The organism is Marivivens donghaensis, from assembly GCF_011806565.1.
Taxonomy (GTDB): domain Bacteria; phylum Pseudomonadota; class Alphaproteobacteria; order Rhodobacterales; family Rhodobacteraceae; genus Marivivens; species Marivivens donghaensis_A.
On the sequence record NZ_JAATOP010000002.1, the window covers coordinates 242,991 to 259,656 of the forward strand.

The following is a 16,666-nucleotide window of genomic DNA, read 5'->3' on the forward strand; positions in this document are numbered from 1 at the left end:
AAGGAGACCTGCATGGATAACTTACGCAAGCTGCCCGCAACTGAACTGGGACGCCTGATCGGTGCAGGGGAAGTCGATCCTGTCGAACTTACGCAAGCCTATCTGGATGCGATCGCGGCGAGCGAATTCGGGACGCGTATCTATGCTCGCCTCGCGCCGGAACGTGCGCTGAGCGAGGCGAAGGCGGCAGCGAAGCGTGCGAAAGTCGGCCAGCGGTTGTCGGCGCTCGACGGTGTGCCGGTTAGTTGGAAGGACCTTTTTGACACGGCTGGTACTGCGACTGAAGCAGGCACGCTCTACATGGAGGGCCGCGTGCCGGACGAGGATGCGGCGGTGCTCAAGCGCGCCACGGCGTTGGGGCTGGTCTGTCTGGGCAAGACGCATATGACCGAGATTGCGTTCAGTGGATTGGGCCTGAACCCGAAGACCGAGACGCCGCCCTGCGTCAATGACCATGACGCGGTTGCGGGCGGGTCGTCGTCGGGTGCGGCCACGTCGGTCGCGTTTGGCCTTGCCGCTGCGGCGGTCGGGTCGGACACGGGCGGGTCGGTGCGTACGCCGAGCGTCTGGAACGATCTGGTGGGGCTGAAAACGACGCATGGGCTTTTGTCGCTGGACGGCGTCGTGCCGCTTTGCAAGACATTCGACACCGTGGGGCCGCTTTGCCGGACGGTGGAGGACACCGCCGCGATGCTTCATGCGCTCGGTGGCCCGCAGGCGGATCTGGGCGGCGCTGATCTACGGGGTGCGCGGTTTGCTGTTCTCGATACAATTGTCATGGACGATCTGGAGGCCTCCGTTGCAGGGGCTTTCGATGCTGCGGTGAAAGCGCTAGAGGCTGCCGGTGCGACAGTTGAGCGTATAAGCTTCCCCCGCTTGACCGAAGCCTATGATATGGCGGGCATTCTCTACACCTCTGACGCCTATTCCTACTGGGGTAAGACTATCGAGGCTGCGCCAGAGAAGATGTTCCATCAGATCCTCAAGCGTATCCGTCCCGGTGGCGATTTCCTCGCTGCCGATTACATCGCCGCGTGGGAGCGCTTGGGTGAAATCCGCAATGCCTATCACGCCGCAATGGCTGGCTATGATGCGGTGATCATGCCGACCGTGCCGATGCTGCCGCCCAACGCTAAGCGGCTGGAGGACGACAGCGATTATTTCGTTGCCGAAAACTTGCGTGCGCTGCGCAATACCCGTGTTGCAAACCTGATGGGCGGATGTGCGCTGACGATCCCGACGGGCGCGCCGTCGACGGGTATCATGCTCAATCTGCCTCCGATGCAGGAAGGAAAATTGCTGCGCGTGGGGGCGGCGGTCGAAAAGGCGCTTGGCTGAAAAGACACAATCAGAAGGATAGGCCCGCCCGAGAAAGGCCGTTTTTCTGGACACCGCCCATTATCTTTGGCTAAATCAGGACCAAACGGGACGACAATGATCCCGTAACCTTGAGGCAGCCAATGGAATATCCCGAGCGGTTTTCGAACCTGTCGGACTACGCGTTTCCGCGTTTGCGGAAGCTTCTCGACGTCCATGAACCGGGTGGAGACCCGATCCCGCTGACTATCGGCGAGCCTCAACACGCCTTCCCCGAATGGGTCGGAGACGTGATTGCCGAGAGTATCTCGGGCTTCAATAAATACCCTCCGAACGATGGATCGCCCGCTCTGCTCGAAGCGATTTCGCGCTGGATCGGCCAGCGTTTCAATGTCTCCGTGGATGAAGACTGCATCATGGCGCTGAACGGCACCCGCGAGGGGCTCTACAACGCGGCTATGGCGCTTTGTCCCGAAACGAAGCGGGGCAAGACGCCGGTCGTTCTGATCCCGAACCCGTTCTATCAGGTCTATATGATCGCCGCGATTTCGGTCGGGGCGGAGCGTGTGTTTGTCCCCGCCGATGCCGAAAACGGCTTCCTGCCTGACTACACCAGCGTGCCTGCGGACATTCTGGACCGCACCGCGATTGCCTATATCTGCACGCCGTCGAACCCGCAGGGTGCCGTGGCGAGCCACGAATATTGGCGTCAGCTTATCGCGCTGGCCGAAAAGCACGATTTCCGCATTTTCGCGGACGAATGCTATTCGGAAATTTACCGTGAAGACGCGCCTGTCGGTGCCCTTGAAGTTGCTGCGGAAATGGGCGCGGACCCCGAGCGCGTCACGATTTTGCATTCGCTGTCCAAGCGGTCGAACCTTCCGGGTCTGCGCTCCGGCTTCGTGGCTGGCGGCCCCGAGTCGATCCGCCGTATCCGCCAGCTGCGTGCCTACTCCGGCGCGCCGCTGCCGCTGCCGATCCAGAAGGTGTCGACCCGTGTTTGGTCCGACGAGGCGCACGTCATTGAAAACCGCGCGCTCTACAACGAGAAATTCAAGCTTGCCGAAACCATTCTGGGCGACGTGCCTGGCTACCAGACACCCCAAGGCGGTTTCTTCCTCTGGCTACCAGTCGAGGATGGCGAAACAGCAACGCTGAAGCTCTGGCAGGAAACAGGCGTTCGCGTCCTGCCGGGCGGCTATCTGAGCCGCGAAGTGAACAATCAAAACCCCGGAAAGGGGTACATCAGGGTCGCAATGGTCGCCCCGACACAAGAGATGCAGCGCGGGCTCACCCTGATCCGCGACTGCCTCTATGACTGAGGAAACGAGCAGGTATGGCATTGTATTCGACACGACAGCGCGACCCGTTACTCGATAGCACGACACAGGCTGCGTTGGAAAAACGCAGTAAAGAATTGTTCGGCATCGGGCTGGTCATTCTCGGCACGTTGGCGGCTATGATGCTGTGGTCCTATTCGCCGGACGATCCGAACTGGATGCTGGCGACGGATGCGCCTGTCCAGAACTGGTTGGGCCGCACCGGTGCGTCGATCGCCGCGCCGCTGATCATGGTGATCGGCAAGGCCGCATGGTGGATTCCGGTGCTGCTGTTCGCATGGGGTGTGCGGATGGGCCTGCATCAGGGCGGCGAGCGTGCGATGACGCGCCTTGTCTATTTCCCGCTGCCTATCGTTGTCGGCACCATCTGGGCCGCCACGCTGACACCTGGCGATGAATGGAGCCATGCTTTCGGTCTGGGCGGTATGCTCGGCAACACCGCGCTTGGCGTCATCCTGTCCGTGATCCCTTCGAGCGATGTCGTTGCACTGGCCGGTGTGGGCATCGTTTCGGGCATTATCATGCTGGTGCTCGGTCTGTTCGTGGCCGGTTTCACCCGTCCTGAACTCGCGATGATCCGCCACAACGTCTTTATTGGCCTCGTGATGGGCTACAGCCTGCTGCTCCGTATCGCTGGTCGCGGTGCCGAAGCATCGGTCCGCGCCGCGCAGAGCGGTTACGCAAACGTCCAGTCGCGCCGTGAAATGCGCGTGCAGCGTCCGGATGCGCATATGGAAGTGTTCGAGGACGACGATCCCTACGATGTGCCGGTGGCCGCTCCGCGCGCCAGCCGGACTGCGTCGGTCGTCCGCCCCGTTGCCGCGCCGACCTATCAGATGCCGACCGTGGAGCCGCAGTACGACACCTATGTCGAGCCTGAGCAGCAGAGCCTGTTCGGCAAGCTGATGCCAGGTAAACTGCGCCGCAACCAAGCCAAGATCGAACCCGAACTGATCGAGAACGAACCGCCGATGGCGGCGTTCACCGAAGAGCCGAGTGACGACCGCGTTCGCGCACGCATCGCCGATGCGATCCGCGCTCGTAAAGCTCCGGTCGAACAGGCCCCGCTGCCGCCGATCACCCGTGGCGCCGAAGGTGACGTGCGTATCGAGCCGACCCTCACCGCGGGTCGCGGCCCCCGTGCGCTCGTGGTCGAACCGCCGATGAGCCGCGCCCAGCAGCCCGCTGCACCGAGTGTCGCCGCGCCGATGCCGACAATCTCGGCTACGCGTGGTGCCGAGCCTGCACCCTTCGAAGAGCCGCTCTCGACCGTTGATTTCACCAGCGGCTGGGACGAGGTTCCGCCGATCGACGAGGCGGACGCCGACAATATCTTCACCGAAGTTCCGCTCGATATGGAGCCGGAAGGCTACCAGCAGGCTTATGAGGCTGAGCCGGCCGTTGAGGAAACCCACGTCGAGCCGCGCCGCGTTGTTCCTGCAAAGACCATGAAGCGCTCGGTTCTACCGTCGAAGCCTGCAAAGCCCGAGCCGGCTTCGTCGCTTCACGCCGACTACGAAACTCCGCCGGTCGATCTGCTGCTCGATCCGGCACAGATCGAGCGTCATCACCTTGCTGATGAAGAGCTCGAAGACAACGCGCGTATGCTGGAGTCGGTGCTGGAAGACTATGGTATCAAGGGCGAAATCGTCAGCGTGCGTCCGGGTCCGGTCGTCACCATGTACGAACTCGAACCCGCGCCGGGTCTGAAGGCGAGCCGTGTCATCGGCCTTGCCGACGATATCGCGCGTTCGATGTCCGCTCTGTCCGCGCGTGTTTCGACCGTTCCGGGGCGTTCGGTCATCGGTATCGAACTGCCGAACGACAAGCGCGAAAAGGTTGTCCTGCGCGAGATCCTGAACAGCCGCGATTACAGCGACCCGAATTGCCGCCTGCCGCTCGCGCTGGGTAAAGACATCGGCGGCGAGTCCATCGTCGCCAACCTTGCCAAGATGCCCCACCTGCTGATCGCGGGTACGACGGGTTCGGGTAAATCGGTTGCGATCAACACCATGATCCTGTCGCTCCTCTACCGCCTCACGCCGGAAGAGTGCCGCCTGATCATGATCGACCCGAAAATGCTCGAACTCTCCGTCTATGACGGCATTCCGCATCTGCTCTCCCCCGTTGTGACCGACCCGAAGAAAGCGGTCGTCGCGCTGAAATGGGTCGTGGGCGAGATGGAAGAGCGTTACCGCAAGATGTCCAAGATGGGCGTGCGGAACATAGAAGGCTACAACGGCCGCGTCCGTGACGCGCTTGGCCGCGGCGAGATGTTCGAACGCACCGTCCAGACCGGCTTTGACGAGGAAACCGGCGATCCAATCTTCGAGACCGAAGAGCTGACCCCCGAAGCGATGCCGTACATCGTCGTTATCGTCGACGAAATGGCCGACCTGATGATGGTCGCGGGCAAGGAAATCGAAGCCTGTATTCAGCGGCTCGCGCAGATGGCCCGTGCGTCGGGTATCCACCTGATCATGGCCACGCAGCGCCCGTCGGTCGACGTCATCACCGGTACGATCAAGGCGAACTTCCCGACCCGTATCTCGTTCCAGGTCACCTCGAAAATCGACTCGCGCACCATTCTGGGCGAGCAGGGCGCTGAACAGCTGCTGGGTATGGGCGACATGCTCTACATGGCTGGCGGTGGTCGCGTGACCCGTATCCACGGTCCGTTCGTTTCGGACGAGGAGGTGGAAGAGATCGTGAACTACCTCAAGGCATTCGGTCCGCCGGAGTACATGTCGGGCGTTGTCGATGGTCCGGATGATGACCGTGCGAACGACATTGACGCGGTGCTCGGCCTCGGCGCTTCGGGTGGCAACACCGATACCGAAGATGCGCTCTATGACACCGCCGTTGCGATCGTCATCAAGGACCGCAAATGCTCGACCTCGTACATCCAGCGCAAACTGGCGATCGGCTACAACAAGGCCGCGCGTCTGGTGGAGCAGATGGAAGACGAAGGCGTCGTGTCCGCCGCGAACCACGTCGGCAAACGAGAGATTCTGGTACCAGAACAACACTGACGTACCGTCATACAACCTAAAGGCCCCCTCGTGGGGCCTTTATATTGAATAACAATCTGCCGTTAAGCATATGGAAGCTTCATCCTAGAATGCGCACGGTGGAAAAATGCCCCAATACGTCAGCGATTTCACAGCCATCCTCCCGTACTTCGATCAGAACGATTACTGGGGGCCGAACACACGCCTGAATACGGGCATGGATACCGGTACGCCGGTCGCGATTACGTATAAATTTCAAGACTCTGCCCACCTGACCAGCAAGTGGGACATGCCGTACGACTACAACGTCGACGAAGTTGTCGTGCTCAACGGCGCGCAGAAAAACGTCATCCGCGATTCGCTCGATTACTTCGAAACCCAGACAGGCGTGATCTTTATCGAGGTCGATGCCAATCAGGACGCCATGTTCGAGTTCAACGGCGCATATGGCCCGCTTGATGTGGGTATCGCGGCCTTTGCCGACCTCGCCTATTCGACCGAAACCTCGGTGAGCCTCAGTACGCTGACATTCGATATCGACGCGCTCGCGCCGTTCTCGGCGGGCTTTTCCATTGAGACAATCAACCACGAGATCGCCCACTCGCTCGGTCTGTCGCATCCGCACGAAGGATCGATCCGCCTGAAGTCGTCATACGATAACAACCAGCAGACCGTGATGACCTACAACTGGGGTTCGTCACCGAACACCGGCATCGGTGTGCTGGACAATCAGGCGCTCGATTTTCTGTATGGCGACAAGCTGGGGAAAAGCGCGCCGTCGGTCACCTATCGCGGTGGCGACGATATCCGGTTCCGCTTTGGCGGCGGGGATGACGTGCTTGTCGGGACGAACCTGAACAACAAGATGCTCGGCCGTGGCGGCAACGACAGCTTCCTTGGCCGTCAGGGCGACGACATCCTGCTGGGCCACGGTGGCAACGACACGCTCGAAGGTGGAGCCGGAAGCGACCTCCTTAAGGGTGGCAAGAATAACGATACGCTCACCGACTTTGCCGGCTCGGATAACGTCCTCAAAGGGCAGGCGGGCAACGATTACCTCGAAAGCTCGGGTAGCTACGATACGCTCGATGGTGGCGGCGGTCGTGACTACATCGAAGCCAGCGGTTCCTATGTCGATATGATCGGCGGAAACGGTGCCGACGAGTTCGTCTATACCGGATATACCAGCGCCTCGGTCAGCGGCGGCAAGGGCGCGGACACGTTCGTCGTCGATAGCTACTACGCTTACAATCTCTACGTCGATATGGGCGACGGCAACGACACCAGCTACCTCGATGGTGCGACGACGACTTATTACATCGCCGCCAACGCCAAGGGTGACCACGATGTTATCGACGGGTGGGCGAGCTACTCCAGCGAGTTCGAATTCGAAAGCAGCACCGGCTGGTCGCTGGCCAACAGTTCGCGCACGGCTATCGACACGGACGGTGACAACTACACGGACTCCGTCCGTTTGCATTGGGGGGCGGGCAGCGATCTCTATACGCTCGACCTCTACGATGTGACGCTCTACGAATTCGAGAGCGCCTATTACTACTACATCTGACGCGATCAGGCGGCGCGGAGGACATCGGTCAACTTATCGTCGATATTGAATAACGTCTGGTTTTTCGCTGGGGTCGACCCATCTGGTAACGCAACAGACGGAAATATCAGGATTGACCATGAACCCTCTTCGCCGCCTCTTCCTCGCCGCGCCGTTCGCACTGGCAGCCTTTGCCGGTCAGGCGCAGGCTCAGGAATTGTCGCTTTCCGAGATTTCGAGCTACCTGAACCAGCTTCAGACCGCTCAGGGTGACTTCACCCAGATCAACTCGGACGGCACCATCTCGACCGGTACCATCTACATCAAACGCCCCGGTCGTATCCGCTTCGAATACGATGCTCCCGAAAAGTCGCTGGTGATCGCCGGCGGTGGCTCGGTCGCAATTTTCGATGCGCGTTCCACTGACAACCCGCAGCGTTACCCGCTGAGCGAAACGCCTCTCAGCATCATCCTTCAGGACAACGTTGATCTGACCCGCGCAAGCATGGTCACCGGCCACAGCTCTGACGGCACCTCGACGACCGTCACGGCGCAGGATCCTGCGCACCCCGAGTACGGTAATATCCAGCTGAAGTTCACCAACCCCACGCAGCTGCGTCAGTGGGTGATTACGGATAACACCGGCACGCAGACGACGATGGTGCTTGGTGACATGACCATCGGCGGAGGCATCTCGGACCGGATGTTCAACATCATCGCCGAAACCGATAACTGGAACTGAAAAAGGCGCCCTCGGGCGCCTTTTATTTTAGAACCGTGCCTGTCGGCAATATGCCAACTGCTGCTGGTACATGATTGAACGGGCAGCAACCTCGTCCGCGATACGCACCAGCCAGCTTTTGCTGCGGTAGGTGCCGCGCAAATAGCCCGAACGCCCCTCATGATAGGCAAGGTACTGGTTGCGCGTGTCATACAGCGCGACGCCCGTCTCTTCGGTGGTCTGGGCCATGTACCAGCCCATGAAGTCCGTCGCGTCTTGAATATCATCCCGACGCGAGCCGTAGCCGCCATGGTCACGCTGGTATTCTTCCCACGTGCCGTCGAGCGCCTGCGAATAGCCAAAGGCCGAAGACTGGCGACCGATCGGGATCACACCCAACGCGAACTGGTGTGGTGTCCGGTTGTTCGAGATGAATTTACTTTCCTGATAGATCATCGCCATCAGGACGTAAGGTTCCACGCCCCAGCGGCGTTTGGCGTTGCGGAACGCCCGAACGTAATGCGGACGCTCTGTCAGGATCGAACAGGCGTCATCAAGCTCACGCGGTGCGGAGCCTTGTCGTTCTCCGCAGCTGCCGAGAACGAGCGCAATCATCAGGGCGAGGAAGAATCTGCTCATCTGCCTCTCGCTTTCTTGTTTTTTCCAAGCCTAGCGCATTCGCCCGTTCATTGAAACGGTTTAACAAGAGGCGTCAGACCAGAAACGCGAGGATGAGCGGTAATCCGACTACCGACATCACGGTCGACACCACGACGAGGCCCGCGACCGCCTGAGAGTCCGCGCCGTACTTCTCGGCCAGCATGTAGGAGGTTACAGCGACCGGCGTCGCTAGTTGCACGATCAGCACGCTCATCGCGACAGGTTCAAGCTCGAACCACCGACCTGCGATGACGCCCGCGCCGACACAGACCGCGATCTTGATGACGGCCATAACGGCTGCTTTGCCGATCGCGCGGGTCTCCAGTCGCGCAACTGCCACGCCGAGGGTGATCAGCATGATCGGGATCGCCATCTGGCCGATGAGTTCGAGCGAGTTGGTCAGGAACTTCGGCGTGTGCCAACCTTGCCAGAGGAACAGCGCGCCAAGCATGGTGGCGGCGACGATGGGTTCTTTGATGATCTTCGTCAGGGAGCCGCTGCCGGATACCAGCCAGATGCCGACCGTAAAGGACAGGATCGCCATCACGGCAAACACCACGACGGCGTAGCCGAGCCCGGTCTCACCAAAAGCGAACAACGCAAGCGGCAGGCCGAGGTTGCCCGTGTTCCCGAAGATCAGCGGCGCGAGGTATGTCTGCCTGTCGGCGCGCATGACGGTCACTAGCAGCAGCGACGCTGCGGAGATGATGCCGTAGCCCACGAAAGCCGCCAGCGATAATGCTGCGAGGGCCTCGGGATTGATCTCTGTTCGCATGAGCGCGGTGAAAATCAGGCAAGGCACGGAAAGCGTCATAGCAAGCCGCGTGACGAACTCGACGCGGTATTCAAACCCGAGGCGAACCCAGCCGAAACCGATGGACGCAAGGATGAAAACCGGAGCCGTGATCTCCAGTACTGTTAGTGCAAGGTTCACAGACTGTTTCCACCCCTTTTCGCGCCGTCCGATGGACAAGCAACTCCCCAAAGGATTAGTAATGGTTAAGGGGGCTTTGTGCCATGCTGAAAACGCGCGCCAAATACCAGTTGGGACAGATCGTCCGCCATCGCAAACATCCGTTTCGCGGGGTGGTTTTCGATGTCGACGCGATGTTCAGCAATTCCGAAGAATGGTACGAAGCCATTCCCGAAGATGCCCGCCCCAGCAAGGACCAGCCCTTCTATCATCTGCTCGCCGAAAACAGCGAAAGCTTCTACGTGGCTTACGTGTCCGAGCAGAACCTGATCGCCGATTATTCGGGCGAGCCTGTGTCGCATCCTGATGTGGAAGAATTCTTCGATACGTTCGAAGACGGGCAATACCACCTCGACGTCCAGCTTAACTAAGCTGGGTCCCCGACGCCGCGTAACTGGGTGGGGGCAAATGCACGCGACATCGGGGTGAAGCTTTTTGCAGCTACCTGATCATTATGAAGACTCGCGAAGGCTCAAGCATGATCAAATAAGGGCAGTTTGGCGGCGCGAATGGATATGAAATCACCAATGTTTGTTGATGGCGCGGATTGTCCTGCATCTGGAAACATGCCGCGACAGGTGGCGGAGCGCGTCGTCATCCGTTAAATCTCGGTGAAACCGATTAGGATTTTGCCATGCGCGCCGACTACCCCACGCTTGCCAAACAGATTGGCGCTTTGACCGAAGGCGAGACAGACGAGGTTGCACTGATGGCGACCTTGGCGTGCGAGCTGCACCACGCGGATGATCGCTTCGACTGGACCGGTTTTTACCGAGTGACCGAACCCGAAGTGCTAAAGATCGGACCGTACCAAGGCGGCCACGGCTGCCTCGTCATCCCGTTCGCGCGCGGTGTGTGCGGCGCGGCGGCCCGCTTGCAGGAAACGCAACTGGTGCCGGACGTCGAAGCGTTCCCCGGTCACATCGCCTGTTCGTCCTCGACACGTTCCGAGATTGTTTTGCCCGTGTTCAACGCGGCTGGTGAGGTGATCGGCGTGCTCGACATCGACAGCAATCAGCCGGACGCCTTCACTGTGGACGACCAAGCCGCGCTCGAAGCCATCCTGCGCGATACGTTCGCTCGCGCATGAACGGCAGCGAATATAACCCGCCGCAGGATCCGCTGGTCATCTTGCACGAAGACCACGAGATTGTCGTTGTGGACAAACCCACGGGCCTTTTGTCCGTGCCAGGAAAGGGCGAGCACCTTGCGGACTGCCTGATCACCCGCGTGCAGGCAGCGTACCCCACTGCGCTGCTGGTGCACCGGCTTGATCGCGATACGTCGGGTGTGATGATCTTTGGCTTAACGCCGAACGCGCAAAGGCACCTCGGCAAACAGTTCGAGGCGCGGGCGACGAAGAAGACCTACGTTGCGCGGGTTTATGGTCGGGTTCAGGAGAAGACCGGAACCGTCGATCTACCGCTCATCGTCGACTGGCCAAACCGTCCGCTGCAAAAGGTCGATCACGAAGAAGGGCGGCAAGCCGTCACAGACTGGCGCGTGGTTCGTGCGAGCGACGACGAGAGCCGCGTCCGTCTTTATCCGAAGACAGGACGGTCACATCAGCTCCGTGTGCATATGAGAGAGATCGGCCATCCGATCCTTGGCGATCCGTTTTATGCAACGGGGCCTGCGCTCGATTACCCGCGTCTCATGCTGCATTCGGAAACCCTGCAATTCCGCCACCCCGATGGTGGCCGCGGAATGCGTATTACGGCCAAAGCGCCGTTTTGAGGTAGGAGGAGGGGGCGCCGCCCCCTCGGCCTTGCGGCCTCACCCCCGAGGTATTTTCGTCAGAATGAAGATCACTCGTCCCAGCCGGAGATGGCTTTGACTTCGAGGAATTCTTCGATGCCCCAGACGCCGCCTTCGCGGGCGCGGCCGGAGGCTTTGACGCCGCCGAAGGGTGCGCCTGCTGCGCGGCTACGGCCGTTCATTTCCACCATGCCCGATTTGAGCTGACGCGCGAGGCGACGTTTGCGGTCGGTGTCGGTGGTCTGGACGTAGTTGGTCAGGCCGTAAGGTGTGTCGTTGGCAATGCGGACCGCATCCTCTTCGGTGTCGAAGGGGATGATCGACAGGACGGGGCCAAAGATTTCTTCGCGTTCGATCGTCATGCCGGGATCGACGTCGGCGAAGACGGTCGGGCGGACATAGAAGCCTTTGTTCATGCCTTCGGGCAGGCCGAGCCCGCCAGCAACGAGGCGAGCGCCTTCATCGATGCCCTTCTGGATGTAGCCCTGAATCTGGTCCCATTGGCGTTTGTTTACGACGGGGCCGATATGGTTGCCGTTCTGGTGGCCGGAGGCAACGGGGGTGCTTTCCGCGACCGATTTGGCGATCTCGACGGCTTCGTCGTAGAAATCACGCTCGACCAGCATACGGGTCGGGGCGTTGCAGGACTGGCCCGAGTTGTAGAAGCAGTGCTTCGCGCCGCGGCGGACGGCCTTTTCGCCTGCGTCGGCAAACACAACGTTTGCGCCCTTGCCGCCGAGTTCGAGAGTCACGCGCTTCATCGTTTCGGCGGCGGTTTTCGAAATCGCACGACCGGCGCGGGTGGAGCCGGTGAAGCTGATCATCTGAACATCTTCGTGCGCCGAAAGCTGCGTGCCGACGCCCTGACCGTCGCCATTTACGAGGTTGAAAACGCCTGCAGGAATGCCCGCGTCATGGACAAATTCTGCGAACAGCATCGAGGAAAGCGGGGCTTCCTCGGACGGTTTCAGGACAATGGTGCAACCGGCGAGGAGGGCAGGGATCACCTTTAGCGTCACCTGGTTCATCGGCCAGTTCCATGGCGTGATGAGGCCGACGACGCCGATGGGCTCGAGCGCGATTTGGGTGTCGGTGACATCGTCGCTGAGCGGCTTGATCCATTCGATTTTCTCGAATGCATCAAGGAAGTTGCCGAGGTGCCACGGCAGGCATTCGGCCTGATCTTCGTAGCTCATGTCGATCGGGGCGCCCATCTCGCGCGAGATCGCTTCGGCCATTTCCTGACGGCGCAGGTTGTACTGGTCGAGAATTTTGCGGACGTAATCGGCGCGGGTTGCGGGCGCAGTCGCAGCCCACGACGGGAAGGCGGCAGAGGCCGCGTCGACGGCAGCGTTGGTGTCCGCTTCGCTGCCGAGCGAGATGACAGCGGTGACTTCTTCGGTCGACGGGTCGATGACGTCGCAGTCACGTGCCACTGCAGGAGCGACCCATTTGCCGTTGATGTAGAATTCGCGCTTTTCGAGCATGATTGGCTCCTGAAATTTGATCAAAAATCAGCCTGCCATTGCTGCGACAAAATCACAAGTGGAGGTAGCGGTAACACTTCCGCAATCCTATATCGGGGCAAGAACATATCATTACGGAGGATATTATGGCTCTGCGAATTAACGACACGATCCCGAACCTGACCGTTGAAACCGATCAGGGTACCCTCAACCTTCATGACTGGATCGGCGATAGCTGGGCTATCCTGTTCTCCCACCCGAAGGACTTTACCCCCGTCTGCACCACCGAATTCGGCGCTGTTGCCCAGCTGGCCGACGAGTGGGCCAAGCGTGGCACTAAGGTCATGGGTATCTCGGTAGACGGCGTTGAAGAGCACAAACAGTGGAAGGGCGACATCGAGAAGTTTGCCGGTGCCGAAGCCAGCTTCCCGATCATCGCTGACAGTGATTTGGCCGTTGCCAAAGCCTTCGACATGCTTCCCGCCGAAGCCTACCTGCCCGATGGTCGTACTCCGGCCCACACCGCGACCGTGCGTTCGGTGTTCATTGTTTCGCCGGACAAGAAGCTTCAGCTGTCGATGACCTACCCGATGTCGGTTGGCCGTAACTTCGCTGAGGTTCTGCGCGCTCTGGACGGTCTTCAGGCTACCTTCGGCAACCCGATTGCGACCCCTGCGAACTGGCAGGTCGGTCAGGACGTCATCGTTGCGCTGTCGCTTAACGACGATCAAGCCCGCGAGAAGTTCGGTGATCTGGACATCAAGCTGCCGTACCTGCGCACTGCAAAATACACCGGCTGATCCGCTCAGTTGGACAGCAAAAAGCCCCGCACGCTTGTGCGGGGCTTTTTTGTTGCGCGGTCCGGCTTACGCCATGTTGCGCGGATAGAGGAAGACTTTGGTGCCGGTCGGAACGCGGTCATAGAGGTCTTTAACGTGATCGTTGATCAGGCGGACACAGCCGTTCGACACCTCGCGACCAATGGTCAGCGGGTCGGGCGTACCGTGAATACGCAGATACGTATCGCGGTTACCTTCGTAGAGGTACAGCGCACGGGCACCCAGCGGGTTGTCGACGCCCCCCGGCATACCGTCGGCGTACTTGGCATAGACCTCCGGCTCGCGTGCGATCATGTCGGGCGTCGGGGTCCAAGTCGGCCACTCCTGCTTGCGCTTGATGGTGTAGATGCCATCCTCGTAGAGGTTCGCACGGGCCACACCGACGCGGTACATGATGGCTTGATTCTCGGGCAGTACCCAGAACAGGTTGAACGACGTCGGATCGACGTGGATCGTGTATGGTTCGTAGCCAGCACCGATCGTCACCATCTGCGGTGCGAACTGCTGGGCTTCTTTGGCAAGCTGATCTTGAGCAGCTTCGGTTTGAGCAAATGCCGGGATAGCGCCACATACGGCTGCACCGGCGAGAAAATTACGGCGATTAAAAATCATAATGCGTTTCCCTTATTACGGGCCGCCTCAGTGGCGGGTTCGTGAGCTAACGCGCGATTTTCTGAGAAAGTTTCCTGTTCCCATCCTCACATAATAGAGAAACCCCGACGTCAACGCCGGGGTTTCCAAGAGAAGTCAGTGACTTACGGAGATAAGAAAAATCTTATTCTGCCTCTTCTTCTTTCACGATTTCTTCGCCGGTCTCCTGATCGACGATCTTCATCGACAGGCGAACCTTGCCGCGATCATCGAAGCCGAGCAGCTTGACCCAAACTTCCTGACCTTCTTTGAGGACGTCGGACGGGTGGTTCAGGCGACGGTTTTCGATCTGGCTGACGTGGACGAGACCGTCACGCTTGCCGAAGAAGTTCACGAAAGCACCGAAGTCGACGAGCTTGACGACTTTGCCTTTGTAGACTTTGCCTTCTTCCGGCTCTGCGACGATCGAGTAGATCATGTCGTATGCCTTCTGGATGGCTTCACCGTTCGACGAAGCGATCTTGATGACGCCGTCGTCGTTGATGTCGACCTTGGCACCCGAAGTTTCAACGATCTCGCGGATAACCTTACCGCCCGAACCGATGACTTCACGGATCTTGTCGGTCGGGATCTGCATGGTCTCGATGCGCGGAGCGTGAACCGAGAAGTTGTTCGCAGTGGTCAGCGCCTTCGACATTTCGCCGAGGATGTGCAGACGACCCTGACGTGCCTGCTCCAGAGCTTTCTTCATGATTTCCGGCGTGATGCCAGCAACCTTGATGTCCATCTGTAGCGAGGTGATGCCGTCTTCGGTACCTGCGACTTTGAAGTCCATGTCGCCGAGGTGGTCTTCGTCACCGAGGATGTCGGTCAGAACGGCGTAGGAGCCGTCGTCTTCGAGAACCAGACCCATGGCAACACCGGCAACCGGTGCCTTCAGCGGAACGCCTGCATCCATCATCGACAGCGAGCCACCACAGACCGAAGCCATGGAGGACGAACCGTTCGATTCAGTGATCTCGGACACTACGCGGATGGTGTACGGGAAGTCGGTTGCAGCCGGAAGAACAGCCTGAAGCGCGCGCCATGCGAGCTTGCCGTGACCGATTTCGCGGCGACCCGGCGAACCAACGCGGCCAACTTCACCAACCGAGTACGGAGGGAAGTTATAGTGCAGCAGGAAGTTCGAGCGGAAGTTGCCGTGCAGGGCGTCGATGATCTGCTCGTCGTCGCCGGTGCCGAGGGTGGTCACGACCAGCGCCTGGGTTTCACCGCGGGTGAAGAGAGCCGAACCGTGGGTACGCGGCAGCATGCTGGTTTCCGAAACGATCGAACGGACCTGATCGAGTGCACGACCGTCGATGCGCTTGCCTTCTTTGACAACCGAACCTCGCAGGACCGACGACTCGAGCTTCTTCAGAGCCGAACCGAGGTTCGCGTCTTCGAGTTGCTCTTCGGTCAGGGTCGCTTTGACAGCTTCCTTGGCAGCCGAAACGGCAGCAACGCGCTCTTGCTTGTTGGTGATGGCATATGCAGCGCGCATCTGCTCTTCACCGGCAGCTTTCACGGTCTCGTAAAGGTCCGAGTAGTCCGGTGCGTTGAACTCGAACGGCTCTTTCGCAGCTTCTTCAGCCAGCGAGATGATGCAGTCGATAACCGGCTGGAGCTGCTCGTGAGCGAAGGTAACCGCGCCCAGCATCTCTTCTTCGGTCAGCTCGTATGCTTCCGATTCCACCATCATCACGGCGTCTTTGGTACCTGCAACAACGAGGTCCAGACGCTGCTCGGGGTTCGAACGCAGGTTGGTCATATCGTCGACCTGCGGGTTCAGCACGTATTCGCCATCGACGAAACCGACGCGAGCCGCACCGATCGGACCCATGAACGGAGCGCCCGAGATGGTCAGGGCTGCCGAAGCGGCGATCATTGCAACGATGTCGGGGTCGTTTACGAGGTCGTGCGAAAGAACGGTGCACATGACGAGCACTTCGTTCTTGAAGCCCGGGACGAACAGCGGACGGATCGGACGGTCGATCAGGCGCGCAGTGAGCGTCTCTTTCTCGGTCGGACGAGCTTCGCGCTTGAAGAAGCCGCCCGGTACTTTACCGGCGGCGTAGTATTTCTCTTGGTAGTGAACCGTAAGCGGGAAGAAATCCTGACCCGGCTTCGCTTCTTTGGCGAAGGTCACGTTTGCCATGACGGAGGTTTCGCCCAGAGTGGCGATAACGGTGCCGTCGGCCTGGCGAGCAACCTTGCCGGTTTCCAGCGTGAGCGTTTCTTCGCCCCACTGGATCGATTTTTTCACTTCATTGAACATCAGCGTATCCTAAAAGGGAGCGCTCCCGGCCCTCCGGGTCTCCCGTTTGATTGGCGGCCCCATTGCCGCCGACCCCATCCATCCATTTCGAGTGCCGGGGTCATAGCACAACGTCTCAGATGGCGCG

At 59.8% G+C, this 16,666-nt stretch carries 14 protein-coding genes; 9 read left to right on the forward strand and 5 right to left on the reverse strand.

Features of this window, described 5'->3' with window-relative positions:
* Positions 1–12: 12 nt before the first annotated feature.
* The 5 genes from HCZ30_RS04075 (at position 13) to HCZ30_RS04095 (ending at position 7,956) form a co-directional block, all read left to right on the forward strand.
* Positions 13–1,338, forward strand: coding sequence for an amidase (locus HCZ30_RS04075; RefSeq protein WP_246212587.1), 1,326 nt, complete (start codon positions 13–15; stop codon positions 1,336–1,338).
* Between the two features lie 122 nt (positions 1,339–1,460).
* Positions 1,461–2,639, forward strand: coding sequence for an aminotransferase class I/II-fold pyridoxal phosphate-dependent enzyme (locus HCZ30_RS04080; protein ID WP_167636575.1), 1,179 nt, complete (start codon positions 1,461–1,463; stop codon positions 2,637–2,639).
* A 14-nt stretch (positions 2,640–2,653) separates the two neighbouring features.
* Complete coding sequence (locus HCZ30_RS04085) at positions 2,654–5,689, forward strand: DNA translocase FtsK (protein WP_167636577.1); 3,036 nt, start codon at positions 2,654–2,656, stop codon at positions 5,687–5,689.
* Positions 5,690–5,795: 106 nt separating this feature from the next.
* Positions 5,796–7,235, forward strand: coding sequence for a hypothetical protein (locus tag HCZ30_RS04090; protein ID WP_167636579.1), 1,440 nt, complete (start codon positions 5,796–5,798; stop codon positions 7,233–7,235).
* 118 nt (positions 7,236–7,353) lie between these two features.
* The gene (locus tag HCZ30_RS04095; protein ID WP_167636581.1) at positions 7,354–7,956 is read left to right on the forward strand and encodes a LolA family protein; all 603 of its coding nucleotides are present in this window, start codon (positions 7,354–7,356) and stop codon (positions 7,954–7,956) included.
* Between the two features lie 27 nt (positions 7,957–7,983).
* On the opposite strand, the gene HCZ30_RS04100 is transcribed toward HCZ30_RS04095, so the two are convergent.
* Positions 7,984–8,574, reverse strand: coding sequence for a transglycosylase SLT domain-containing protein (locus HCZ30_RS04100; RefSeq protein WP_167636583.1), 591 nt, complete (start codon positions 8,572–8,574; stop codon positions 7,984–7,986).
* 73 nt (positions 8,575–8,647) lie between these two features.
* Positions 8,648–9,529 (reverse strand): AEC family transporter, encoded by an 882-nt coding sequence (locus tag HCZ30_RS04105; protein ID WP_167636585.1) that lies wholly within the window; start codon positions 9,527–9,529, stop codon positions 8,648–8,650.
* An 83-nt stretch (positions 9,530–9,612) separates the two neighbouring features.
* Between HCZ30_RS04105 and hspQ the strand changes: the two genes are divergently transcribed.
* From hspQ to HCZ30_RS04120, 3 genes are all read left to right on the forward strand, one after another.
* Positions 9,613–9,939 (forward strand): heat shock protein HspQ, encoded by a 327-nt coding sequence (gene hspQ, locus HCZ30_RS04110; RefSeq protein WP_167636587.1) that lies wholly within the window; start codon positions 9,613–9,615, stop codon positions 9,937–9,939.
* 263 nt (positions 9,940–10,202) lie between these two features.
* On the forward strand, positions 10,203–10,658 hold the full coding sequence (locus tag HCZ30_RS04115) for a GAF domain-containing protein (protein ID WP_167636589.1): 456 nt from the start codon (positions 10,203–10,205) through the stop codon (positions 10,656–10,658).
* Entirely contained in the window at positions 10,655–11,305 is a 651-nt protein-coding gene (locus HCZ30_RS04120) for an RluA family pseudouridine synthase (protein WP_167636590.1), read from the forward strand. The genes HCZ30_RS04115 and HCZ30_RS04120 overlap by 4 nt, the downstream gene beginning before the upstream one ends.
* A 71-nt stretch (positions 11,306–11,376) precedes the next feature.
* Here the strand turns inward: HCZ30_RS04120 and HCZ30_RS04125 are convergent, their stop codons facing one another.
* Positions 11,377–12,813 (reverse strand): aldehyde dehydrogenase family protein, encoded by a 1,437-nt coding sequence (locus HCZ30_RS04125; RefSeq protein WP_167636592.1) that lies wholly within the window; start codon positions 12,811–12,813, stop codon positions 11,377–11,379.
* Between the two features lie 125 nt (positions 12,814–12,938).
* On the opposite strand from HCZ30_RS04125, the gene HCZ30_RS04130 reads away from it, so the two are divergent.
* Positions 12,939–13,592, forward strand: a complete 654-nt coding sequence (locus HCZ30_RS04130) for a peroxiredoxin (protein WP_167636594.1) — start codon at positions 12,939–12,941, stop codon at positions 13,590–13,592.
* A 66-nt stretch (positions 13,593–13,658) separates the two neighbouring features.
* Here the strand turns inward: HCZ30_RS04130 and HCZ30_RS04135 are convergent, their stop codons facing one another.
* Positions 13,659–14,243: a L,D-transpeptidase gene (locus tag HCZ30_RS04135; RefSeq protein WP_246212589.1), complete on the reverse strand. Its 585-nt coding sequence runs from the start codon at positions 14,241–14,243 to the stop codon at positions 13,659–13,661.
* Between the two features lie 163 nt (positions 14,244–14,406).
* Positions 14,407–16,539 carry a polyribonucleotide nucleotidyltransferase gene (gene pnp, locus HCZ30_RS04140; RefSeq protein WP_167636596.1) on the reverse strand — a complete coding sequence of 711 codons (2,133 nt, stop codon included), beginning with the start codon at positions 16,537–16,539 and terminating at the stop codon, positions 14,407–14,409.
* Between the last annotated feature and the right edge of the window lie 127 nt (positions 16,540–16,666).